The organism is Agrobacterium sp. rho-8.1 (assembly GCF_033957725.1).
Taxonomy (GTDB): domain Bacteria; phylum Pseudomonadota; class Alphaproteobacteria; order Rhizobiales; family Rhizobiaceae; genus Agrobacterium.
Genome location: NZ_CP192788.1, coordinates 2,442,746 through 2,464,894, shown reverse-complemented (window position 1 = coordinate 2,464,894; position 22,149 = coordinate 2,442,746). Strand labels below are relative to the sequence as shown.

Here is a 22,149-nt window from a genome sequence, read left to right as displayed (position 1 = left end):
TTGCAAACTTCATGTTACGTCTGCCGATGGAGTTGGTTCGATGTTCCCGGCACGTTCGTGAGGCCGCCCATGCGGCGGGTCACAAGGGGCTGAGCATCGTATGATTGAAGGGGAAATGGCATGAGCGAACATCACACCGGTCCACTCGAAGTCGGCGCGCCGATGAACTATTCCGAGCACGAGAAGACCTATAATGGCTTTTTGACTGCCTCGAAATACGGCACGATGATGGTGTGCGTTCTCATGCTCGCCATGGCCGTGGGCTTCTTCACGACTGGCGGCTTTTTCGGCGGACTGCTTGTGTTCGTTATCCTGACAGCGGCTGGTTTCGTCCTGCTCAGCTAATCGTTTTCGACCTTGTTGATCGGGATCGTGAAAGGCCTTTGCCTTTCACCCCTTTGTCGTGCGCGTGTGATCTCTGCAAGTTTCAATTATTTCGCACAATCTCAGATAAAATTTTGTCTGGGGAAGCAATCCATGGTTAAATCCTGGCGATTCTCGATGATGTCGCCTTTCCTTTTCAGTTTTTCTGTTGGGTACCATGGCTTTTTCAGACTTCGTCTATCGCCCGTTCGAAGGGTTGATCCGTCCGCTTGATATTCCCTACACGCCGCTGCCTTCGCAGGGGCCGTTCCATCTGCTGATGCATTTCGTGCGGATGTTTCGTTGGCCGTTGATTATGGTCACTGTTGTCATCGTTTGTTCAGAGCTCATCAACCTCGCCACAGTGTGGGGGCTTGCGGTCATCGTTGACGGGGTGAATGCGCAGGGCGCTGCAGCCTTTCTTCAAGATCGCTGGCCGCTTTTGGCAGTGCTTGGCGTGCTAATTTTCCCAGTGCTGCCGACCCTGATTTTCTGTGCAAACACGCTGTCGTCACAAGTTGTGGCGGTTTGTCTGCCGGTCGCCATCCAATGGCAGGGGCATAAGGCGGTCGAGAGGCAGGATCTGTCGTTCTTTCAAGACCTCTTTGCCGGTCAGGTCGCGTCGCGTCTGTCTCAGGTCGCATCTGCTGTACAGCAGCAGGGGGCGGTCGCCTTTCGGGCCATCCCCTATTATCTGGTCCAGTTCACCGGCACGATCATTCTGTTAAGCGCCATTGCCTGGCCACTCGCCATTCCGGCGTTCGTCTGGATGATTGCGGTCACGACGATGTCTACCCTGGTCGCACCGCGCTTTGCCAAGCTTTCCGCGACATCAGCACGCCGGCGCAGTTTGCTGGTCGGAACAATGGCCGATCTGTACAGCAACATACAGATGGTCAAGCAGTTCGCCGCCGAAGACAGTGAGGCGGGCGCTCTGCGGCGCACGTTCGCAGATGCGGTTAACGCGCAGCACATGGAGCGCCGCGTTTATCTAAGCGTGGACACCGCTGTCGTGACCCTGAACGTTGTGTTGCTCATATCCATGATGGCCGTCGGCTTCAGGGGCATGATAAGCAGCTTTGTTACGACGGGCGAGTTTTTTGCTGCCGTCTATCTGGCGCAACGCCTTGCGGCCAATGGCCGTGCCTTTGTGGAAATGGGCCAGCAAATTTTCCAGGCGATTGGTACCATTCGCGATGCCATGCCGGTGATGACAACGCCGCCGACCATCGTGGATGCGCTGCAGGCCAAAGACCTGGTTGTCAAGCGCGGAGACATCAGCTTCGAGGCCATTTCCTTTGCCTATCGCACGGAGAAAAAGGTGATCGAGACGCTGACGCTGCGGGTTGCTGCTGGAGAAAAAGTCGGTCTGGTCGGCATGTCCGGGGCTGGCAAGACGACGCTGGTGAACCTGCTGTTGCGGTTTTACGACGTGAATGCTGGTGACATTCTGATCGATGGCCAGAGCATTCGGTCCGTCACGCAGGCAAGCCTTCGTGAGAATGTCGGCGTCATCTCGCAGGATGTGTCGCTGCTGCACCGCTCGGTTGGCGACAATATTCGTTATGGCAAACCGGATGCCTCGTTCGAGGCGATCGATGCGGCTGCACGGGCGGCGCAGGCGGATGGCTTTATCGCCGATTTGACCGATAGCGAAGGGCGCAGCGGTTATGACGCCTTTGTGGGCGACCGGGGCGTCAAGCTTTCGGGCGGCCAGCGCCAGCGCGTGGCCATTGCGCGCGTGCTTTTGAAGGACGCGCCGATCCTCATTCTGGACGAAGCGACGTCTGCGCTCGACAGCGAATCGGAAGCCGCCATTCAGGAGAAGCTCGATGTGCTGATGGCAGGCAAAACAGTGATCGCCATCGCTCATCGCTTGTCGACCATCTCGCGGATGGACCGGATCATCGTGCTCGACAAGGGGCAGATCGTGGAGGAGGGCACGCCGGCGGCTCTTCTCGAACAAGGCGGACTTTACGCCCAGCTGTGGCGCAGACAGACCGGCGGATACTTAGCCGATAAAGATGAATGAGGGAGATCTGCGGATGAAGGCGTTGATATTTTCACTGCTCGTGCTGGTCCTCGCCGGTCCTGCCACGGCGCGAGACCTGAGCGAAGCGGAGCGTGCGTCACTGCACAGCCAGATCGAGCAGTTCGATGTGGCCTTCAAGGCCAATGATTTCACAACCATCACCGGCACCGTTCCTCCAAAGGTGTTTCAGGCCATTGCTGATAAATCGGGTGTCACGGTGGAGCAATTGCGCAGCGCCCTGACGACGCAGATGCAGATGCTGATGATGTCGGTGAAGTTCATCGATTTCAACATGGATGAGAAGACTATCGTCGTTGAACAAACAGCGAGCGGGGAACCCTATGTGCTGATACCCACCCGTACACTGATGGAGCGGGACGGGAAAAAGATCGAGGCACTGTCTCACACGCTCGGGCTGATCGATGGCGGACAATGGTATCTTCTGCGGGTGGATGATGGCACGCAGATCGACATCTTGCGGGACGTCTATCCGGATTTTGCCAAGGCAGAGCTTCCTGTGGGGTCCATGAAGGAAGTCGAGTGAGGTCTGCGGTCAATCTTCGTCAAGAATGAGAGCCATAGTCACTGTATCGAGAAAGCAGCCGTCGATGAGCACACTGCGCCGCTGAACGCCTTCCCTGACAAATCCGACCTTTTCATAGAGGCTGATGGCAGATGTGTTATCTGCGTGCACCGCCAATTCTATGCGGATAAATCTCGCGTCCCGTGCCTGGCTCAAAGCTGCTGCAACAAGTCTCGCCCCAAGCCCACGCCCTCGAAAGCCAGGGATGATTCCCATTGCTAGAGTTCCGCGATGTGCATGCGTGGGGAAGACGTGGCGTGAGATGTCGCACCAACCGACGACACGATTTTCCACTGTGGCGACCACGTGAGGGTTGCCGCGGTCGATCATGTCAAGAACGAATTTGCGGGTTTCCGGCAGTGGAAACGCCTCCAGAAGCGTCAGATATTTTCTCTCTTTCGCCACGATGTCGAGCGCTTGGTGAAAGCTCTCGATATGATCGGCAGTCGTCGCGGTCACGTCGATCTTGGATGCTGTAGTCGGCTCGGTTTCGTGCATCGGTAACTTCACATCATCCTATGGCTGCATGGGCCGTGGTGTTGGAAGGGGAACGTCGTTTGCGGTTTCGCTTTGCCATGTGGTGATGGCGCGGACCTGTCCGGGGATCTGGTCGGTCAGGAAGGATTCGTGACCCGGCAGGCCCATCGGATAAAGCGCTTCGCGTTCGGCTTCGTAGGGGATACTCTTGTCCGTACACAGGCGGATGCGCATGTCCTGCGGCGCGACTTCCGGGCGGTTCTGGATTGTGTCTACCGGGCCGGACGGGGTCAATTGACCGTTAAAGGCCTGTGTCAGGAATTGCGCGGCGCGTTCGTCGCGTTCGCGTTCCGTCGTCGCCCCCATCATCACCACCATGATGCGCTTTCCATTGCGGGTGGCAAGGCCGACATAGTTTCGGCCCGAAGCACAGAGGAAGCCGGTCTTCATGCCGACGGTGCCGTTGAACCGCGTCAGCAAAGCATTGTTGGATTTGACCTCCTTGCCGTCGATGATGACGGCCGAGCCTTGAAAGAAGCGCGCATATTCGGGAAACGTCTTGTCGATTTCCATACCGAGGATCGCAAGGTCGCGAGCTGTCGAATAATTGGTCTTGTTGAACAGGCCGTTGGGGCTGGCAAAATGCGTTCCCGTCATGCCAAGGCGTGTGGCCTGCTCATTCATGCGTTGAACGAATGTGGCTTCATCCGGGGCCACGGCTTCGGCCAGTGCCACGGCCACATCGTTTGCGGAGGCGGTGAGGGCGGCAAACAGGGCGTCTTCGAGCGTCATGGTCCGCCCATAGGTCAGACCCGATTCCAGAAAGGCCTGTTTCGTCGCGTTGCGCGTCATCATGACCGGCGTGGTCAGCGTCACCTGCGCGGATCGCAGGGCTTCAAAGACGACGAGTGCGGTCATGAGCTTGGTGGTGGAGGCCGGATACCAGGGCACGCCGGCATCTTCCTGATACAGCACCTGGCGTGTTGCCGTATCTGCGACCAGCACAGGTGTGGCGCTGGCCACGCTGCTTGCCAACAGGGACGCCGCAAACGCCAGATGGGCCCAAAGCCGTCCGGCCAATATAGTCTTCGTCATGTACCATTCTCCACGGAATGGTATTCTCATGGCATGAGTGGCCTTGCCGGTACAAGGGTTCGATCACGCTCATGGCCGACAAGGTGAACAGATGGTCGCGAGAAGGCGGGATCACCACCGCTCCGGCACAGCGGGTCCGCTCTGCCCTTATGGAGCAGAAACGGACCGCATGTCTGGTCACGATGCTTATTTCGTGACGGTGAGGGTGGCGTGCATTCCGGCCTGGTAGTGACCCTTGATGTTGCACAACAGCACATAGGAGCCGGGGGAAAGCTTGGCTTTCAACTCGCCGTTTGCGCCCGGTTTCAGATCGGAAACCTCGCCCATGCTTTTCAGCTTCCTTTCATCGATGCGGTTCTTGCTGGCAACGACTTCAAGCTTTTGGTCGGGCGATTTCAGTTTTACCAACACCATTTCATGTTCTTCCGACATGGCGTCATTGTGAACCAGAAATGTCGTCTCGCCAGCCGTGATGGTCGATTTGTCCAGCGTCAACGTCATCGGTCCACCACCTTCGCCGCCTTCGGTAACCTTGACGGTGGTCGCGGCAAAGCTTTGCGATGCCATCATGAGAACGGCGGCGACGGCGAGTGTGGAGCGGGTGTGTTTCATGTTTATGATCTCTCCTCGTGGATGCACGCATGAGTAAGGATCTATGCTGACACGAAGCTGAATGAGATGAGGTCGGTTGCCTGTTAAAAAACGCTCTAGTGATGGTCAAAATGAAAAAGCCGGACTGGGTCCGGCCTTTCTGTCAGACGGCAGCGATGCCTTTCACGAAGCGCGGGCGCCGCGTGTGCGGGCAAGGCCATCCACGGCTGGCTTGTATTTCGGGTCCAGACGAGCGGCGTGACCGTAGGACTTGGCGGCCTTGTCTTTTTCGCCGCGGCGCTCATAGACCAGCGCCTGGTTCGCCCAGGATTCGGCCAGATTTCCGTCGAGCGCAATCGCGTGGTTGAAGTCGGCGAAGGCGTTTTCGTCGTCATTCAGGGCGACGTACGAGATGCCGCGACCATTATACGGCTCCGGCGAGTTCGGTGATAACGAGATGGCTTTCGAGAAGTCTTCGATGGCCTGATTGTGCTGGTTGCGCAGCTGATAGATCAGGCCGCGATTGTGCCATGCGCGACCATCTGTCGTATCCAGATTGATGGCGGCGGAGAAGTCGTTGAAGGCTTCGTTGACGCGGCCCGTCTGGCGATAGAGATTGCCTCGACCGATCAGCGCTACGTCATAGCTCGGGTTGATCTGAAGGGCGCTGTTGTAATCCTGAAGCGCCTGCTGCTGCTGGCCGCTGTTGCGGTAGACGAGCGCGCGGTTGGCATAGGCCTGATAAAAGCGCGGATTGAGCTGCAATGCGCGCTCGAAATCGGCGGTTGCGCGCTTGGAATCACCGGCGCGACCGTAGGCAGAACCACGGACGTTATAGCCTTCGGGATCCTGCGGATTGGCGTTGATGACCGACGTCAGCGAGGTGATGTTTTCCGTCGAGCCCTGTGCGCGATCAAGTTGGAAGACATCATTCGTTTGCGTGGTGGTGGCGCAGCCCGACAAAGCCGCCAACACGCCACAGACGATCAGGGAAGAACGAAACCGCATTTTGTCTCTCTGGGATACACCGCTTGAAAACGGATTTCTGGAATCACGGGTATCAACAGCGTTCATGCGATTTGGGTTCCCTCTAGCAAGCCCGTTGCGTGGCCATAAACTCAAAGAGCGGCGGCGAAAAAAATCGCCCCCGCCCCATAAGCATTCAAAAACGTCTAAAAGACGACCTATCAGCGGGCCGGAGCGCGCGGACCAGCAATCAGACCTTCGCGCTGCATGCGCTTGCGTGCCAGCTTGCGAACGCGGCGAACGGCCTCAGCCTTTTCGCGAGCGCGCTTCTGGGAAGGCTTCTCGTAAAAATCACGCATCTTCATTTCGCGGAAAATGCCTTCGCGCTGCATCTTCTTCTTAAGAGCGCGAAGCGCCTGATCAACGTTGTTGTCGCGGACTAGTACCTGCACGTGAATCCCGTTCCTTTGGTTGGTTATTTTGCCGTGTGAATAGTGGCATTCGCAAGCAAACAAAAAATCGTTCGGTTGGCCGTTTGGCCGCGCGATTGGTGACGTGCAATATCAGATCATTTTTGCGAAGTCCAGCCGTTAACGCAAATGCACCACGGGAAACGCATGTTTTTGGGCCTTTAATCCACCTACTGTGGCATCCACCCTTGGTTGGTTGTGAGATTACCAGCGTTTTCAAGAGGGATCCACCTTGATCAACGGTCATCTGAGTCCGTCACAGATGGGTCGACATCTGCCGCAGCGCTGACGTGTCGTAACACGATCTCCGTGTCACGCGCATCAAGGCGTTCCGGCCACCTTTCCGCAAGGCTTTTCGGCAATGTCGATACTGTCTGTCGCGGCGTCGCAAAATGGACATGACTGTGCTTATTGATTTGTCATGTTCTGACTTACGCCGGGCGCTATGATCCGGCCATCTGAGGAGTGGTTCGCCCATGCGCAAATATTCGGTTTTCGCCGTCGCTCGCGAGGCTTTGCGCGGGCACAAGGGCTGGGATGCGCAGTGGGCTTCACCCGAACCACGCAAGGAATACGATGTCATCATCATCGGCGGTGGCGGTCATGGGCTGGGTGCTGCCTACTATCTTGCGAAAGAACACGGCATTACCAATATTGCGGTGCTGGAAAAGGGCTGGATCGGCGGCGGCAACAGCGGACGCAACACCACCATCATCCGCTCCAACTATCTCTATGAAGAGAGCATGGATATTTATGAGCATTCCCTGAAACTGTGGGAAGGCTTGAGCCAGGACCTCAATTACAACGTCATGTATTCGGCGCGTGGCGTGATGATGCTGTCGCACAATGTGCACGACCAGCAGTCGTTCAAGCGCCACATCAATGCCAACCGTCTTTACGGCATCGACAATGAATGGCTGACGCCGGAGCAGGCGAAAGCTTATTGTCCGCCGCTCGATATTTCCGCCAATGCGCGCTACGCCATCAATGGCGCGGCTTTGCAGCGCCGGGGCGGCACGGCGCGCCATGATGCGGTAAATTGGGGTTATGCGCGTGCAGCATCCGATCGCGGTGTTCACGTTATTCAGAACTGCGAGGTTACCGCCATCCGGCGCGGGCCGGATGGCGCGGTGACGGGTGTGGAAACCAATCGCGGCTTTATCGGCGCCAAGAAAATCGGCGTTTCGGCAGCGGGACATTCTTCCGTGGTCATGAAGATGGCGGATGTGCGGGTGCCGCTGGCCTCTAACCCGTTGCAGGCGCTGGTATCGGAGCCGCTGAAGCCGATTTTCCCTTGCGTGGTCATGTCCAACACGGTGCATGCCTATATTTCGCAATCCGACAAGGGCGAGCTGGTGATCGGTGCGGGAACCGACCAGTATAATTCCTATTCGCAGACCGGCGGGTTGCAGATTATCACCCATACGCTGGACGCCATTTGCGAACTGTTTCCGATCTTCCGCCGGGTCAAGATGATGCGCCAATGGGGCGGTATTACCGACAACACGCCGGACAGATCCGCCATTCAGAGCGTGACGCCGGTGCCGAACCTGTTCTTGAATTGTGGCTGGGGCACAGGCGGGTTCAAGGCGACACCTGGTTCGGCGCATCTTTTTGCGCATCTGATCGCGCGTGGGGAGCCGCACAAGCTGGCAGAAGGCCTCAATCTGGACCGGTTCCGCACGGGACGGCTGATCGATGAGGCGGCGGCAGCGGCGGTGGCGCATTGAAAAGGGCGGTCGCGCTTCTTGCTGCTGTTTTTGCGGCGTGCGCGGCGAGAGCCGACGGCTTTATGCCGCAGGCCAAGGACGTGCGTTTGCAGACGATCCGCAAAGCGCAGGGCGAGACGAATTGGCCTTTCGTGGCGGATGAGGGCTTTCTGTCCTGCGTGCCGGGCGGGGGAGAGCGTCTGGTCTATTTCGTGCCCAAGGGTGCACCCGGCGAGAACGTGTTCGCGATCAATCTGAATACCAATGTCATGGCGATGGCGTTGATCAATATCGGGCGCGGGGATGCATTCCGGCCCTACGCCAATTTTGAAGACCTGATAGGCAGGCTATCTCCCTATATCACCATGGGAAAGCGCCTGTGTGACCAACCCGCCGGAACTGTCGTTCCGGAAAGCTCTCTTTGAGGCAAAACATGCTGCTGATCCGTTGTCCCTATTGTGAAGAAGAGCGTTCCGAACTGGAGTTCCGCTGGGCGGGGGAGGCGCATATTGCGCGGCCCGAAAACATCGCTGCCATTTCCGATGAGGAATTTGCCGAATATTTCTTCATGCGCGACAATGACAAGGGCATGGTGTTCGAGCGCTGGCGGCATATTCATGGTTGCGGGCGGTTCTTCAATGCCGCGCGCCATTCTGTGACCGACACGATCCACCTGACCTACAAGGCGGGGGAGCCGAAGCCGGATGAGGCCACCGTTCTGGCCGGACATGAAGGAGCAGTCCGATGAGCGGCGCTTATCGCATCAAGGGCGCTGGTCGCATGACGCCTGCGCGCACCGCGCGCTTTACCTTTGACGGCAAGATCCACACGGCTTTGCAGGGCGATACGGTGGCATCCGCACTTTTGGCCGATGGCGTGCATCTGATCGGTCGTTCGTTCAAATATCACCGTCCGCGCGGCTTTCTCTCCGCAGGTCCCGAAGAGCCGAATGCGCTGATCGATGTTTCCCGAGACAGCAGCCGCAAGCAGCCCAACGTGCGGGCAACGGTTCAGGAGGTCTTCGATGGTGCCATCGTTTCCTCGCAGAACCGCTTTCCGTCGCTGTCCTTCGACGTTGGCGCTATCAATGATTTCCTGTCGCCCCTGTTCGTGGCGGGGTTCTACTACAAGACCTTCATGTGGCCGAAGGCTGCGTGGGACAAGCTCTATGAGCCGATTATCCGCCGTGCGGCGGGGTTGGGCAACGCGCCCAAGGAAGGCGACAACGATCACTATGCCAGCCGTTATGCCCATTGCGACGTGCTGGTCGCAGGCGGCGGCGTGGCCGGGCTGACGGCGGCGCTGGCTGCGGCGAAGACGGGTGCCAAGGTTATTCTGGCGGATGAGAACCCGGAGGTGGGTGGTGCACTTCGCTTCGACACCGGCACGACCATCGATGGTCTCAACGGCTATGACTGGGCGCAGAGCACTTTGGCCGAGCTGAAAGCCATGCCGAATGTGCAGGTACTGACACGCACGACCGTGTTCGGCTACTACAATCATAATTTCATAGCGCTGGCCGAGCGTGTGACCGACCATCTGGCGACACCGGGACATGCGCCACGCGAGCGGCTGTGGCAGGTGCGGGCGAAGAAAGTGGTGCTGGCCACCGGTGCCATCGAGCGGCACATGGTGTTTGCCAATAATGACCGACCCGGCATTATGCTGGCCTCTGCGGCGCGGACCTATCTCAACCAGTATGGCGTGACCGTTGGCCACAATGTCGGTGTCTATACCGCTCATGACAGTGCCTATGAAACCGCATTCGACCTGAAGCGGGCGGGGGTGGCAATTGCGGCTATCGTGGATTGCCGCACCAACCCGGACTCGGCGCTTCTGGACGAGGCGCGGGCGCTGGGCATCGAGGTGCTGGCGGGCCATAGCGTTTACGATACGTCGGGGCGTCTGCGCGTTTCCTCCATCACTGTCGGTCGCACTGGCGGGTCTTCCAAGCGCAAGATCAAGGTGGATGCGCTGGTGGTTTCTGCCGGCTGGACGCCTTCGGTGCATCTCTTCTCGCAATCTCGCGGCAAGCTGACATATGACACGGAAAACCAGCGTTTTCTGCCGGATGTGCATGTGCAGGAGTGCGTTTCCATCGGTGCCTGCAATGGTACCGATGATCTGACCGCCCTGATTGCCGAGGCCGCATCTGCGGGTGGTGGAACGGCGGATTTTTCCGCCAGCAACGCGCATACATGGACTGGCGGCATGATCGGTGCTGCCGAAGGGGCGGGCGAAGGCGACAACGTCAAGGCCTTTATCGATTTCCAGCATGATGTTTGCGCCAAGGATATTCGCCTTGCGGTGCGCGAAGGCATGCACTCCATCGAGCACATTAAGCGCTTCACCACCAACGGTATGGCGTCGGATCAGGGCAAGATGTCCAACATGCATGGTCTGGCCATCGCCTCCGAAGCGCTGGGGCGTGATTTGCCCAAGGTGGGGCTGACGACATTCCGTGCGCCTTATACCCCGGTTACCTTCGGCACGCTGGTCGGCCATTCACGCGGAAAACTGTTCGACCCGGCTCGCAAGACACCGATGCATGCACTGGAAGAGACGGCCGGTGCCGCCTTCGAGGATGTGGGCAACTGGAAACGCGCATGGTTCTATCCCCGTGCCGGTGAAGACATGCACCAGGCCGTGAACCGCGAATGCAAGACGGTGCGCGAAACGGTGGGCGTGTTTGATGCGTCGACGCTGGGCAAGATCGAGGTCGTTGGGCCTGATGCGGCGAAGTTCCTGAACCTTCTTTATACCAACGCCTGGGACACGCTGAAACCCGGCCGCTGCCGTTATGGCATCATGACCCGCGAAGACGGTTTCGTCTATGATGACGGCGTGGTGGGACGTCTGGCCGAGGACCGTTTCCATGTGACGACGACGACCGGCGGTGCACCGCGCGTGTTGCAGCACATGGAAGATTATCTCCAGACCGAATTCCCTGATCTCAATGTCTGGCTGACATCTGCCACCGAACAGTGGGCCGTCATTGCCGTGCAGGGGCCTAGGGCGCGGGAGGTGATTGCGCCGCTGGTCGAGGGCATCGACCTTTCGCCTGAGGCTTTCCCGCATATGGCGATTGCCGAGGGTACGATTTGTGGCGTGCCGACACGGCTGTTCCGCGTTTCTTTCACGGGCGAACTCGGTTTCGAAATCAACGTACCCGCCGATTTCGGCCCTGCCGTCTGGAAGGAAATTTCCGAGCGGGCGCAGGCTATCGGCGGGTGCGTCTATGGCACCGAGACCATGCATATTCTGCGCGCCGAAAAGGGCTATATCATCGTCGGGCAGGATACCGATGGCACGGTGACGCCTGACGATGCGGGGCTTGGCTGGGCGGTCTCCAAGAAGAAGACCGATTTCGTCGGTATTCGCGGGCTTCAGCGCCCGGATTTGATGCGTGAAGGCCGCAAGCAACTGGTAGGCCTCTTGCCGAAAAATCCGCATGACGTGCCGGAAGAGGGCGGGCAGATCGTGGCCGATCCGAACCAGCCCAAACCGATGACCATGCTGGGCCATGTGACATCATCCTACTGGTCGGAAAATCTCGGCCGTTCCATCGCCTTCGGGCTAGTGGCCGGTGGCCGGGCGCGGATGGGCGAAACGCTGTATATTCCGCTCGCCGACAAGACGATTGCGGTGGAGGTGACGGACATGGTGTTCTTCGACAAGGAAGGAGGCCGTATCAATGGCTGATATCGCAATGGCAAACCGTACATTGGTTCTGGACGGCGCACGCGCCGGGTCCGCAACCGTCTCCATCAAGATGGCTGCACCCGCTTATCGGCTGTCGTTGCGAGCCAAGGCGGATGCGGTGACCGAGCTTTCGCAAGCGCTGGATATCAGCCTGCCGCAGGTTCCGAAAACGTCCACCACATCAGCCTTGCGGGCCGCACTTTGGCTGGGGCCGGATGAATGGCTGGTGATCGATCAGGGCGAAAGCAACCTGATGGACGCCTGCGCCACTGTCTCCGCCGCCCATTCCGCAACCGACGTCTCCCACCGCAACACGGCCATCACCGTTTCCGGGGATGGCGCGGAAGCCACGCTGAATACGGGCTGCCCGCAGGATTTGTCTCTGGCCGCGTTTCCGGTTGGCGCCTGCACGCGCACACTTTTCGGCAAGGCCGAAGTCGTGTTGTTGCGCGTGACGGACGATACGTTCCGGGTGGAATGCTGGCGCTCGTTTGCGGACTATGTGTTCGGGTTGCTGGATGAGGGCGCGCGGGACGCTTGAGGCCGCTTGATCTTAGGACAGGTCAGGCAGGAATTATGCACTGCCTGACGCACCTTCTCAGTTTCTGGCGCCAAGCGCCAAACGGCATGCCAAACCGGCAAACATGGTTGCCAGCAGATATTGCGGCAGTTTGGGAAAGCGGCTGGCTGCGGACAGACGGCGACGGATGCCGGTTCCCAACAGAATGACGGCACCATTCACCAGAAAACCGATGCCGTTCAGAATGCTGGCGAGCAGCACCATCTGGATGAGCATCGAGCTGCCATTCGGATCGATAAATTGCGGAAAAAGCGCCAGCACGAACAGTGCCATTTTCGGATTGAGGATGTTGGTGGCAAGACCCTCGCTGAAAATCCGTTTGACGGATAGTTTTCTGAGACCCGCCGATGGCGCAAAGGTTGAGCTTCGTGTGCGAAGGGTCTTGTACGCCAGGTAGAGCAGATAGGCGCAGCCTGCCCAACGTACGATCTCATAGGCCATGGGAACCCTCAGAATAAGCTGGGACAGGCCGAGCGCGGCGGCGATTGCATGGCAATATGTTCCGGCGGCTATTCCCGCATAGGTGAGAAAACCGGCGGATCGACCCTGGCTGACACTACGAGAGGCAATGAGAAGCATATCAGGGCCGGGCGTCGCAGTCAGAACGAGCGCTGCGGCGGAAAAAAGCATGAGAGTGGAAAAGTCCGGCATATGATTTCCTTTTGAAATGGGAGCCGGAATTCCGATGTAGCACCGTTGCGGCGGATTGCAACCGTGCTTGTTTACACTGCGATCTTTTGTGTCTGGTAGAATGTAGTTGACGTTTCCCTCTTTCGTCATTCCGGCCCTGAGCCGGAATCCATCAGATGCGCGTCTGCGTGTCGGAAGAGTTTTCCGACCTGACGGACGTCACGTCGCTGGACCCCGCACTCCAGTGCGGAGGGTGACGGAGTGGATGGGCCGGGCCGGGATGAAGAAAGGGCGTGTTACGCCGCCTTCTCCTGCATCCGCATATACCCGACCGTCGCCAGCCACAGCACAACCCCGATCAGGAGCAAGACACCGGCAATCGAGTACTGCACCATGTCGCGCCCCGTCCATGGGCCAACCAAGAAGAAGCAGCTGGCGGCACCGATGATGGGCAGGATGGTGGGGGTGCGGAAGTGTTTGTGGGCGACCTTGTCCTTGCGCAGCACCAGAACCGCGATGTTGACGATGGTGAAGACGCCGAGCAGCAGCAGCGCCGTGGTGCCGCCAAGCGCTGGGACGCCGCCCGCGAAGGCGATCAGGCCGATGGCGATGATCGAGGTGAAGACGATGGCGATATAGGGTGTCTGACGGCCCTTGTGGACTTTGCCCAGCGCTGCGGGCAACACGCCTTCGCGGCTCATTCCGTAGATCAGGCGGCTGGCCATCATCATGTTGATGAGCGCAGAATTGGCGACCGCAAACATGGTGATGATGCCGAAAATACCGATGGGGAAGTTGGGCGCGCCTGCCGCGACGACCTTCAGGAGCGGCGTCTCGCCCTCACCAAGATCGGACGCGGAGACGAGCGTGATGGCCGAGATCGCCACCAGAATGTAGATGATGCCGGTGATGACGAGGCCGCCCAACAGCACCTTCGGGAAGATGCGCGAGGGTTGCTTGCACTCTTCGGCCATATTGACCGAGTCCTCAAAGCCGACCATGGCGAAGAAAGCGAGCGTCGTGGCCGCAACCACCGACCAGATAACGCCGTGATCTCCCGCAGGCTCGAACGTCCAGACGCGCGACACATCGCCCTGTCCGTTGCCGATGGCCCAGAAGCCGATGCCGATGATGATGAGAAGGCCGGTCAATTCAACGATGGTGAGGACGACATTCATCTTCACGCTCTCGCCCACGCCACGGAAATTGATGAGCGCGATGGCGGCGATGAAGGCGATGGCAACGCCGGTGACGCCGAATGCACCGAAATCAAAGCCCGTCACCGTCGTGAAGTTGGCGGCGAAGGCGCGCGAGGCGGTGGAGGCGGAGGTGACGCCCGACGACATGACGGTGAAGGCGACGAGGAAGGTGATGAAATGCACGCCGAACGCCTTATGCGTGTAAAGTGCGGCACCTGCGGCCTTCGGATATTTCGTCACCAGTTCCAGATAGGAGCATGCGGTCAACAGCGCGACGCCAAAGGCGATCATGAACGGCAGCCAGACGACGCCACCCACTTCTGCGGCAACCTGACCCGTTAGTGCATAAATACCGGTGCCGAGAATATCCCCGACTATGAACAGCAGAAGAAGCCCCGGGCCTATGACGCGCTTGAGTTCCGTTTGCGGCTCAGCGGAGTCGTCGGGTTGCGTCACATTTTGCGCCATTGAATTGTCCCCCATGCAATGTGTTGCATTGAACGCGGAAAGGGGGACTAGGTTCCCGTTTTGGGCGAGAGAACTTTGTGCGCAATGCCTGACCGCTGGCTGCTTGCAACGGCGAAAGACATCAAGATGCAGTGCGCGTTACCCGTCCTCCGGCCTGTCTTCCGGGTTGAACTGGCTGATCGTTGTCCACCGCGCCGTGAGTGCTGGTTTCTTTTCGTCTTCGATTTCCACCGTCACGTCATAGGTGTTCATCAGCATCGCTCCGCCGCGGAAGCGGGCTTCGGCGAGGGTGAAGTGGCCACGGATGCGGGCGCCGCTTTTGACGGGGGCGACGAAGTGGAGTTTGTCGAAGCCGTAATTGATGCCCATGGTCTGTTCGCGGATTTTGGGCAGGGCGCTATAATTCATGGCCGAAAGCAGCGAAAGCGTCAGGAAGCCGTGGGCGATGGTGCCGCCGAAGAGGCTTTCGGCGGCGGCGCGTTCCGGGTCCGTGTGGATGAACTGGTCGTCGAGCGTCGCCTTGGCGAAGGCGTCGATCATCGGCTGATCGACGGTGATCCAGTCCGATACACCAACTTCGGAGCCGACCAGGTCTTTAACGTCAGCCAGAGAAATTTCCTTGGGCATGGTTCCTCGCGAAGACATGGCATTTAATCACTGTGACGTGCCGAACTTTACAGTGGCGGGCCCAAAGAACAATGGCCTTTTGCAATGCAGCATTCAAGGCTTCAGATAGAACACCACCGAACGGGCTGGCAGATGGGCGGGATTGCCGAAATCCGTGCCGATGGCTTGCCAACCCTCTCCGGGAAGCGAAAACGGAACGACGGCGTGGGTGCGGTTGAACAGAATGGCCAGCCGGGCCGGTTCATCGGTCACGGTGTCATGGGTTTTGACGATAACGGCAAGCGGAGTACCTTCCGGCTTTTCCCAGTCCGTCGCGGTCATCGGCTCTCCAGACGGCGACAGCCAGCAGATGTCATCGGTGTGGGGCGAGAAGAAATCCATCTCGCTGAAAGCACTGAAGCGCTTTCGCAGATTGGACAGGAACGCCGTGTGCTCGATCAGTTCTGGCGAAAGTGCTTCCCAATCGACCCATGTGATCGCGTTATCCTGACAATAGGCATTGTTGTTGCCCTGCTGGCTGCGTCCACCTTCGTCACCGGCCGTCAGCATGATCGTGCCGCGTGTGGCAAACAGCGTTGAAAGCATGGATTTGACGTCGTTGATGCGGACCGCATGGATGGCCTCGTCATCCGTCTGGCCTTCGACGCCATTGTTCCACGAGTGGTTTTCATCGTGGCCATCGCGGTTGTCTTCGCCGTTGGCCTCGTTGTGTTTGTGGGTATGGGACACAAGATCGAACAGTGTGAAACCATCATGGGCGGCAAGGAAATTGACGCTGCGGGTTTCGGTTCTGTCGTGGCGGGAAAAGACGGGCGAGGAGCCAGCCAGCGCATCGGCGAGCGCGCCGGTGGTCGAGGCGTCGCCGCGCCAGTACCGGCGCAGATCATCGCGAGCGCGATCGTTCCATTCGAGGAAGTTTTCCGGGAAATTGCCGAGCTGGTAACCGCCGGGGCCTATGTCCCAGGGTTCTGCAATCATCACGCGGTCGTGCAACAACGAGTCGGTATGAAGGGCGGCAAGCGTTTCGCTCGCCGTATCGAAGCCATCAGCAGTTCGCCCAAGAATGGGCGCAAGATCGAATCGGAAGCCGTCGATGCCAGCATGCGCCACGAAGTGCCTGAGCGTATCGACGATCAGTTGGCGGACTTGCGGGTGATTGCAGGCAACGGTGTTGCCGGTGCCGGTATCGTTGACCAGTGTGCCGGGATCATCAGGCAGATGGCGGTAATAGGTGAGGTTATCCAGACCGCGCAACGAGAGCGTCGAGCCGAAGCGGTCACTCTCGCCGGTGTGGTTGAAGACGAGATCGAGGATGACGCCGATGCCATTGTCGTGCAGGGCCGCTACCGTCTCGCGCAGTTCCTTGATGCCACCGGGGCACAGGCGCGGGTCGAGCGCCATGAAGCCGACGGGATTGTAGCCCCAGCCATTTGTCAGGCCAAGCGGTGGCAAATGACGCTCATCGATCCAGGCTGTGATCGGCATCAGCTCGATGGCATCGACGCCGATGTTTTTGAGATGAGCGATGATGGCAGGATGGGCGAGAGCGGCGACCGTTCCCTTGATCGCTTCAGGCACATCCGGGTGCAGCATGGTGAAGGGTTTGACGGCGACTTCGTAGATGAGGCCGCCCGGCGAAAACAAGGGTGGCTGGCGCTTGACCGGCTGGTCCTGCAAAACGACGGCCTTCGGCATGATGGTTGCCGTGTCTGTGCCAAAGGTCAACAGGGCTGGGTCATGGGTGAAAGGTCGGTCGATCTGCTTGGCATAGGGATCGAGCAGGAGTTTCGACGGGTCGAACCACAGGCCGTGGTCGGGTGCGTAGATGCCATCTGCACGAAAACCGTAGCGTGTGCCGGAGGGTGCGTCCGTGGTGATGCTGTGGATGTCGTTTTCCCCGCGCTGCATGGGGATGCGGGCGGTCTGGGTGTTGCCTGTGGGGTCGAAGAGGCAGAGATCGATTTGGGAGGCGTGGCGGGAGTAGACGGAGAATGCCGTGCCGTTTTCCATGGTGATGGCGCCTTGAGGGGAAACGGTGGGAGTTGGCATGGGGTTTCCGTTCAATTGGTTTATGGGTAGGGCTTACCCCCCTCTGTCCTGCCGGACATCTCCCCCTCAAGCGGGGAGATTAGCTGGGCGCGCTGACGTCACTTCAATCTCGACGGTACAGGTGGCCGGACGGTTGCTGCGAGTCGATCTCCCCACCTGAGGGGGAGATGCCCGGCAGGGCAGAGGGGGGTAAGCCCCACCCGCTACCCTAACCGAAAACCGCAACCGTTACGTAATAACCGTCGGTGCGTCACGCCCCGTGTGCTTCTTGATCCCGGCAATTGCATCGGCTGCCGAAATCAGGTCGGCCAAGGCTTCCTGCGTCTCGATAGTGTGGCGCGATGCGTCTCCTTCGTAGCGCTCGACATAAAGGCGAAGCGTCGCGCCCGCCGTGCCGGTGCCGGACAGGCGGATGACGATACGGGAGCCGCCTTCGAAGAGGATGCGGATGCCCTGGTTCTTGCTGACGGACTGGTCGACTGGATCGTTATAAGCGAAGTCGTCGGCAGCTTTCACCTTCAGCGCGCCGTAGGTGGTGCCAGGCAGGGTGGCGAGTTTTTCGCGCAGGATCGAGACCAGCGTGTTGGCCGCATCGCTATCGACCTCTTCGTAGTCGTGGCGGGAATAATAGTTGCGGCCATATTCGGCCCAGTGCCTGGTGACGATATCCTTGACGCTTTCCTTGCGGGCAGCGACGATGTTCAGCCAGAACAGCACGGCCCAGAGACCGTCCTTTTCGCGGACGTGGTTGGAGCCGGTGCCGAAGCTTTCTTCGCCACACACCGTGACCTTGCCGGCGTCGAGAAGGTTGCCGAAGAACTTCCAACCCGTTGGTGTCTCATACATGCCGATGCCGAGCTTTTCGGCCACGCGGTCAGCGGCGGCACTTGTCGGCATGGAGCGTGCAATGCCGGAAATACCAGCGGCATAGCCGGGCGCTAGCGTGGCGTTTGCAGCGATGATGGCAAGGCTATCGGACGGCGTCACGAACATGCCCTTGCCGACCACCATGTTGCGGTCGCCATCGCCATCCGAGGCCGCGCCGAAATCCGGGCCATCGGCGCTCATCACATCGTCATACATGTCTTTGGCGTGGACCAGGTTCGGATCGGGATGGTGGCCGCCGAAATCGGGAAGTGGTACGGAATTGCGCACCGAACCCGAGGGGGCACCGAGGCGCTTTTCGATGATCTCGACAGCGTAGGGGCCGGTGACGGCGCTCATGCTGTCGACCACGACCCTGAAGCCACCGGCGATGAGGTTGCGGATAGCGGAAAAATCGAACAGCTCTTCCATCAGGGTTGCGTAATCGGCGACTGGATCGATGACCTCGACGGTCATGCCGTCAACATCGGAGGTGCCGATCGTGTCGAGGTCGATATCGGCCGCGTCGGAGATGCGATAGGTCTCGATGGCCTTGGTGCGGTCGAAAATGGCATCGGTGATCTTTTCAGGGGCCGGGCCGCCATTGCCGATATTGTACTTGATGCCGAAGTCTTCGTTGGGGCCGCCGGGATTGTGGCTGGCCGACAAAACGATGCCGCCGAACGCCTTGTACTTGCGGATGATGTTGGATGCCGCAGGTGTGGAAAGAATGCCGCCCTGACCGACCAGAACCTTGCCGAAACCGGCCGCCGCTGCCATCTTGACCGTCTTCTGGATGACGTCGCGATTGTAATACCGGCCATCGCCGCCGATCACCAGCGTCTGGCCCGCAAAGCCTTCCAGGCTGTCGAAGATCGACTGGATGAAGTTCTCGGCGTAATGTTCCTGCGCAAAAACGGGCACTTTCTTGCGAAGGCCCGATGTGCCGGGTTTCTGGTCCTGAAATGGTTTTGTCTGGACGGTGGTGATCGTCATCTATTGGCCTTTCGAAATAAGGTGGGCGTAAAGCTCGGCATACAGGCCTGCGCTTTTTTCCCAGGAAACGTCCGATTTCATGCCCTGCTTCTGCATTTGCGTCCACAATTTCGGTTCGCGATAAAAGCGCACGGTGCGGCGAATGGCGTGCCGCAAACCGTCGGCGGTGATGGAGGAGAACTGCACGCCGGTCGCCACCTTGGCAGCGATGGCGGCGTGGTTGGCATCGATGACGGTGTCGTTCAGTCCGCCATTGCGTGCCACGACCGGAATGCAGCCATAGCGCAGGGCGTAAAGCTGGGTCAGGCCGCAGGGCTCGAAACGCGAGGGGATAATGATGGCATCGCAGCCCGCCTGCATGAGGTGAGACAGCGGCTCGTTATAACCGATGGCGACGCCGACGCGGCCCGGATGACGCGAGGCGGCTGCCAAGAGTGCACCCTCCAGCGAGATTTCGCCCGCACCCAGAACGACCAGACGACCGCCCATGGCGACGATATCATCAACGACTTCGCTGACAAGATCGACACCCTTTTGCCAGGTCAGCCGCGAGATGACGCAAAACAGCGGCCCGCTGTCCTGATCGATGCGGAAATGGCTGGCGACGGCAAGCTTGTTCAACGCTCTCAGCTTGAGATTGGCGGAGGAATAATTGTGGTTGATCAGGTGGTCGCTTGCCGGGTCCCAGACGTCGGCATCGATGCCGTTGACGATGCCGTGCATGACATGGGCGCGACTGCGAATGACGCCTTCCAGCCCCATGCCGAATTCCGGCGTGAGGATTTCTTCGGCGTAAGACGGGCTGACAGTGGTAATGGCCGTTGCGGTCTGCACGCCACCCTTCAGGAAGCTGATGTCGTTGTAATATTCGATGCTTTCGGTGTTGAAGGCATGCGGGGGCAAGCCCAGTTGGCTGAAGATATTGGCGCCGAACTGTCCTTGGAACGCGATATTGTGGATGGTCAGAATGCTCGGAATTTCAGGCGTTTCGCCATAACGCATATAGACCGGCGCCATGGCGGACTGCCAGTCATGGGCATGCATCAGGTCCGGTTTCCAGCCCGGAAGCTTGCCAGCGGCAATTTCCGCTGCGGCCAGCGACAGCGCTGCAAAGCGCTTCCAGTTATCGGGGAAATCCTTGCCGGTGGAATCCAGGTAGGGACCGGCGGGGCGATCATAATAGGCGGGCGCATCGAGGATCAGAAGGTCGAGGCCTTCGTGATATGCTTCCAGAATGTCGGCATGTTCGCCCAGCAGTTCCATTTCGGCGATTTTCACCGCGTCGGTGGTCACCGCCTTGACCGCGGGGTAACCGGGAATGAGCGTGCGCGTGTTAACGCCGAACGTCTTGAGTGTTATGGGAAGCGCGCCAGCAACATCGGCGAGCCCCCCTGTCTTGATGAGTGGATAGACTTCGGACGCAACCGAAAGAACATTCATGAGGTCTATAAATCCAGCTTGTCGATCATCGATTGGGTTATCAGGCAGATGCCGCTTTCGGTGCGGCGGAAACGTTTGCCGTCCAGTTCCGGGTCTTCTCCCACGACCAGTCCTTCGGGAATGACCACACCATGGTCGATCACCACGTTGCTGAGTTGAGCGTGACGACCGATCTTCACACTCGGAAGAACGACGGCATTCTCAAGGCGCGAATAGGAATTGGCCCTGACACCGGTGAACAACAGGCTGCGATTGAGCGACGAGCCGGAAATGATGCAGTCACCTGCAACCACCGACGAGGTGGCCGAGCCGCGGCGCTTGTCATCGTCATGGACGAATTTGGCAGGCGGCAGAATTTCCGCATAGGTCCAGATCGGCCACGACTTGTCGTAGATATCGAGGTCGGGCACGATGTCTGTGAGGTCGATGTTGGCCTGCCAATAGGCGTCGATCGTGCCGACGTCACGCCAGTAGGGGCCATTTTCGAAATCGGAGCGGACGCAGGACGCTGCAAAGCGATGCGCAACCGCTTTGCCGTGACGCACGAGGTGGGGAATGATGTCCTTGCCGAAATCGCGGCTGGAATTGGGGTCGGCGGCATCGCGGCGCAGGCACTCCATCAGGAACTTGGTGTGGAAGACGTAGATACCCATGGAGGCAAGCGCCATATCCGGATTGCCGGGAATGCCCGGAGGATCGGCAGGCTTTTCGATGAAATCGATGATTTCATCCTTTTCGTTGACATGCATGACGCCGAAACCGACGGCTTCCATGCGCGGCACTTCGAGGCAGCCGATGGTGACGTCAGCACCGGAATCCACATGCTGTTGCAGCATGTATTCGTAGTCCATCTTGTAGATATGATCGCCCGCCAGGATGACCATGTATTCGGGTCCGTGGGACTCGATGATGTCGATGTTCTGGTAAACCGCGTCAGCGGTGCCCTCATACCATTGCGTTTCGGATACGCGCTGGGAGGCCGGCAGAATATCGAAGCTTTCGTTACGCTCCGGGCGGAAGAAGTCCCAGCCGCGCTGAAGGTGGCGGATGAGCGAGTGAGCCTTGTACTGTGTGGCGACGCCGATGCGGCGAATGCCCGAATTCAACGCATTTGAGAGCGCGAAATCGATAATGCGGGCCTTGCCACCGAAATAGACGGCTGGCTTGGCGCGTCGATCCGTCAATTCCTTCAAGCGGCTGCCACGGCCGCCCGCAAGCACATATGCCATCGCATCACGTGCCAGCGGCTGAACTCTCTTCTCACTCATAGCATTCCTCCCGAAAAATGTCGTCTGTTCCCATAATATC

Annotated in this window: 20 protein-coding genes; 8 read left to right on the top strand and 12 right to left on the bottom strand. The window is 58.9% G+C overall.

What is annotated here, in order from left to right; translation table 11 throughout:
• Positions 1-120 precede the first annotated feature (120 nt).
• The 3 genes from RMR21_RS12210 (at position 121) to RMR21_RS12200 (ending at position 2,939) form a co-directional block, all read left to right on the top strand.
• The gene (locus RMR21_RS12210; RefSeq protein WP_498668267.1) at positions 121-345 is read left to right on the top strand and encodes an aa3-type cytochrome c oxidase subunit IV; all 225 of its coding nucleotides are present in this window, start codon (positions 121-123) and stop codon (positions 343-345) included.
• 196 nt (positions 346-541) lie between these two features.
• Positions 542-2,395, top strand: a complete 1,854-nt coding sequence (locus RMR21_RS12205; protein WP_498668266.1) for an ABC transporter ATP-binding protein — start codon at positions 542-544, stop codon at positions 2,393-2,395.
• Between the two features lie 13 nt (positions 2,396-2,408).
• Positions 2,409-2,939, top strand: coding sequence for a hypothetical protein (locus tag RMR21_RS12200; protein ID WP_498668265.1), 531 nt, complete (start codon positions 2,409-2,411; stop codon positions 2,937-2,939).
• A 9-nt stretch (positions 2,940-2,948) separates the two neighbouring features.
• Here RMR21_RS12200 and RMR21_RS12195 read toward each other — a convergent pair whose 3' ends face one another.
• The 5 genes from RMR21_RS12195 to rpsU all read right to left on the bottom strand — a co-directional run bounded on the left by RMR21_RS12195 (position 2,949) and on the right by rpsU (position 6,559).
• The gene (locus tag RMR21_RS12195) at positions 2,949-3,476 is read right to left on the bottom strand and encodes a GNAT family N-acetyltransferase (RefSeq protein WP_498668264.1); all 528 of its coding nucleotides are present in this window, start codon (positions 3,474-3,476) and stop codon (positions 2,949-2,951) included.
• An 18-nt stretch (positions 3,477-3,494) separates the two neighbouring features.
• A complete protein-coding gene (locus tag RMR21_RS12190) occupies positions 3,495-4,550 on the bottom strand; it encodes a D-alanyl-D-alanine carboxypeptidase family protein (protein WP_498668263.1) in 1,056 nt (351 codons plus the stop codon).
• Between the two features lie 186 nt (positions 4,551-4,736).
• Entirely contained in the window at positions 4,737-5,162 is a 426-nt protein-coding gene (locus RMR21_RS12185) for a plastocyanin/azurin family copper-binding protein (RefSeq protein WP_498668262.1), read from the bottom strand.
• Positions 5,163-5,324: 162 nt separating this feature from the next.
• Positions 5,325-6,149, bottom strand: coding sequence for a tetratricopeptide repeat protein (locus tag RMR21_RS12180; protein ID WP_498668261.1), 825 nt, complete (start codon positions 6,147-6,149; stop codon positions 5,325-5,327).
• Positions 6,150-6,328: 179 nt separating this feature from the next.
• A complete protein-coding gene (gene rpsU, locus RMR21_RS12175; RefSeq protein WP_174153952.1) occupies positions 6,329-6,559 on the bottom strand; it encodes a 30S ribosomal protein S21 in 231 nt (76 codons plus the stop codon).
• Positions 6,560-7,053: 494 nt separating this feature from the next.
• Here rpsU and RMR21_RS12170 point away from each other — a divergent pair, with 494 nt between their 5' ends.
• Genes RMR21_RS12170 through RMR21_RS12150 form a run of 5 tightly spaced genes read left to right on the top strand, consistent with a single transcriptional unit; the run spans position 7,054 to position 12,529 of the window.
• Positions 7,054-8,307, top strand: coding sequence for a sarcosine oxidase subunit beta family protein (locus RMR21_RS12170; protein WP_498668260.1), 1,254 nt, complete (start codon positions 7,054-7,056; stop codon positions 8,305-8,307).
• Positions 8,304-8,711 (top strand): hypothetical protein, encoded by a 408-nt coding sequence (locus RMR21_RS12165; RefSeq protein WP_498668259.1) that lies wholly within the window; start codon positions 8,304-8,306, stop codon positions 8,709-8,711. The genes RMR21_RS12170 and RMR21_RS12165 overlap by 4 nt, the downstream gene beginning before the upstream one ends.
• 8 nt (positions 8,712-8,719) lie before the next feature.
• Positions 8,720-9,034, top strand: coding sequence for a sarcosine oxidase subunit delta (locus RMR21_RS12160; RefSeq protein WP_498668258.1), 315 nt, complete (start codon positions 8,720-8,722; stop codon positions 9,032-9,034).
• The gene (locus tag RMR21_RS12155) at positions 9,031-11,988 is read left to right on the top strand and encodes a sarcosine oxidase subunit alpha (protein ID WP_498668257.1); all 2,958 of its coding nucleotides are present in this window, start codon (positions 9,031-9,033) and stop codon (positions 11,986-11,988) included. The genes RMR21_RS12160 and RMR21_RS12155 overlap by 4 nt, the downstream gene beginning before the upstream one ends.
• Complete coding sequence (locus RMR21_RS12150) at positions 11,981-12,529, top strand: sarcosine oxidase subunit gamma (protein ID WP_498668256.1); 549 nt, start codon at positions 11,981-11,983, stop codon at positions 12,527-12,529. The genes RMR21_RS12155 and RMR21_RS12150 overlap by 8 nt, the downstream gene beginning before the upstream one ends.
• 57 nt (positions 12,530-12,586) lie before the next feature.
• Here RMR21_RS12150 and RMR21_RS12145 read toward each other — a convergent pair whose 3' ends face one another.
• The 7 genes from RMR21_RS12145 to glgC all read right to left on the bottom strand — a co-directional run bounded on the left by RMR21_RS12145 (position 12,587) and on the right by glgC (position 22,109).
• Entirely contained in the window at positions 12,587-13,219 is a 633-nt protein-coding gene (locus tag RMR21_RS12145; RefSeq protein WP_498668255.1) for a LysE family translocator, read from the bottom strand.
• Between the two features lie 275 nt (positions 13,220-13,494).
• Positions 13,495-14,865: an APC family permease gene (locus tag RMR21_RS12140; RefSeq protein ID WP_498668254.1), complete on the bottom strand. Its 1,371-nt coding sequence runs from the start codon at positions 14,863-14,865 to the stop codon at positions 13,495-13,497.
• Positions 14,866-15,003: 138 nt separating this feature from the next.
• Entirely contained in the window at positions 15,004-15,492 is a 489-nt protein-coding gene (locus tag RMR21_RS12135) for a MaoC family dehydratase (protein WP_498668253.1), read from the bottom strand.
• Positions 15,493-15,585: 93 nt separating this feature from the next.
• The gene (gene glgX / locus RMR21_RS12130; protein ID WP_498668252.1) at positions 15,586-17,541 is read right to left on the bottom strand and encodes a glycogen debranching protein GlgX; all 1,956 of its coding nucleotides are present in this window, start codon (positions 17,539-17,541) and stop codon (positions 15,586-15,588) included.
• 228 nt (positions 17,542-17,769) lie between these two features.
• Positions 17,770-19,401, bottom strand: a complete 1,632-nt coding sequence (locus RMR21_RS12125; protein ID WP_498668251.1) for an alpha-D-glucose phosphate-specific phosphoglucomutase — start codon at positions 19,399-19,401, stop codon at positions 17,770-17,772.
• Positions 19,402-20,841, bottom strand: a complete 1,440-nt coding sequence (gene glgA, locus RMR21_RS12120) for a glycogen synthase GlgA (protein WP_498668250.1) — start codon at positions 20,839-20,841, stop codon at positions 19,402-19,404.
• Positions 20,842-20,846: 5 nt separating this feature from the next.
• Positions 20,847-22,109: a glucose-1-phosphate adenylyltransferase gene (gene glgC / locus RMR21_RS12115; RefSeq protein ID WP_498668249.1), complete on the bottom strand. Its 1,263-nt coding sequence runs from the start codon at positions 22,107-22,109 to the stop codon at positions 20,847-20,849.
• Positions 22,110-22,149: the final 40 nt, after the last annotated feature.

Bases quoted from the DNA above. Each gene is read 5' to 3' on its own strand.
- RMR21_RS12200 (WP_498668265.1), top strand. From the start codon at position 2,409: ATGAAGGCGTTGATATTTTCACTGCTCGTGCTGGTCCTCGCCGGTCCT.
- RMR21_RS12160 (WP_498668258.1), top strand. From the start codon at position 8,720: ATGCTGCTGATCCGTTGTCCCTATTGTGAAGAAGAGCGTTCCGAACTG.
- RMR21_RS12135 (WP_498668253.1), bottom strand. From the start codon at position 15,492: ATGCCCAAGGAAATTTCTCTGGCTGACGTTAAAGACCTGGTCGGCTCC.
- glgC (WP_498668249.1), bottom strand. From the start codon at position 22,109: ATGAGTGAGAAGAGAGTTCAGCCGCTGGCACGTGATGCGATGGCATAT.
- RMR21_RS12140 (WP_498668254.1), bottom strand. From the start codon at position 14,865: ATGGCGCAAAATGTGACGCAACCCGACGACTCCGCTGAGCCGCAAACG.
- RMR21_RS12210 (WP_498668267.1), top strand. From the start codon at position 121: ATGAGCGAACATCACACCGGTCCACTCGAAGTCGGCGCGCCGATGAAC.
- RMR21_RS12185 (WP_498668262.1), bottom strand. From the start codon at position 5,162: ATGAAACACACCCGCTCCACACTCGCCGTCGCCGCCGTTCTCATGATG.
- RMR21_RS12180 (WP_498668261.1), bottom strand. From the start codon at position 6,149: ATGCGGTTTCGTTCTTCCCTGATCGTCTGTGGCGTGTTGGCGGCTTTG.
- glgX (WP_498668252.1), bottom strand. From the start codon at position 17,541: ATGCCAACTCCCACCGTTTCCCCTCAAGGCGCCATCACCATGGAAAAC.
- RMR21_RS12170 (WP_498668260.1), top strand. From the start codon at position 7,054: ATGCGCAAATATTCGGTTTTCGCCGTCGCTCGCGAGGCTTTGCGCGGG.
- RMR21_RS12150 (WP_498668256.1), top strand. From the start codon at position 11,981: ATGGCTGATATCGCAATGGCAAACCGTACATTGGTTCTGGACGGCGCA.
- glgA (WP_498668250.1), bottom strand. From the start codon at position 20,841: ATGAATGTTCTTTCGGTTGCGTCCGAAGTCTATCCACTCATCAAGACA.
- RMR21_RS12125 (WP_498668251.1), bottom strand. From the start codon at position 19,401: ATGACGATCACCACCGTCCAGACAAAACCATTTCAGGACCAGAAACCC.
- RMR21_RS12190 (WP_498668263.1), bottom strand. From the start codon at position 4,550: ATGACGAAGACTATATTGGCCGGACGGCTTTGGGCCCATCTGGCGTTT.
- RMR21_RS12205 (WP_498668266.1), top strand. From the start codon at position 542: ATGGCTTTTTCAGACTTCGTCTATCGCCCGTTCGAAGGGTTGATCCGT.
- RMR21_RS12155 (WP_498668257.1), top strand. From the start codon at position 9,031: ATGAGCGGCGCTTATCGCATCAAGGGCGCTGGTCGCATGACGCCTGCG.
- RMR21_RS12145 (WP_498668255.1), bottom strand. From the start codon at position 13,219: ATGCCGGACTTTTCCACTCTCATGCTTTTTTCCGCCGCAGCGCTCGTT.
- RMR21_RS12195 (WP_498668264.1), bottom strand. From the start codon at position 3,476: ATGCACGAAACCGAGCCGACTACAGCATCCAAGATCGACGTGACCGCG.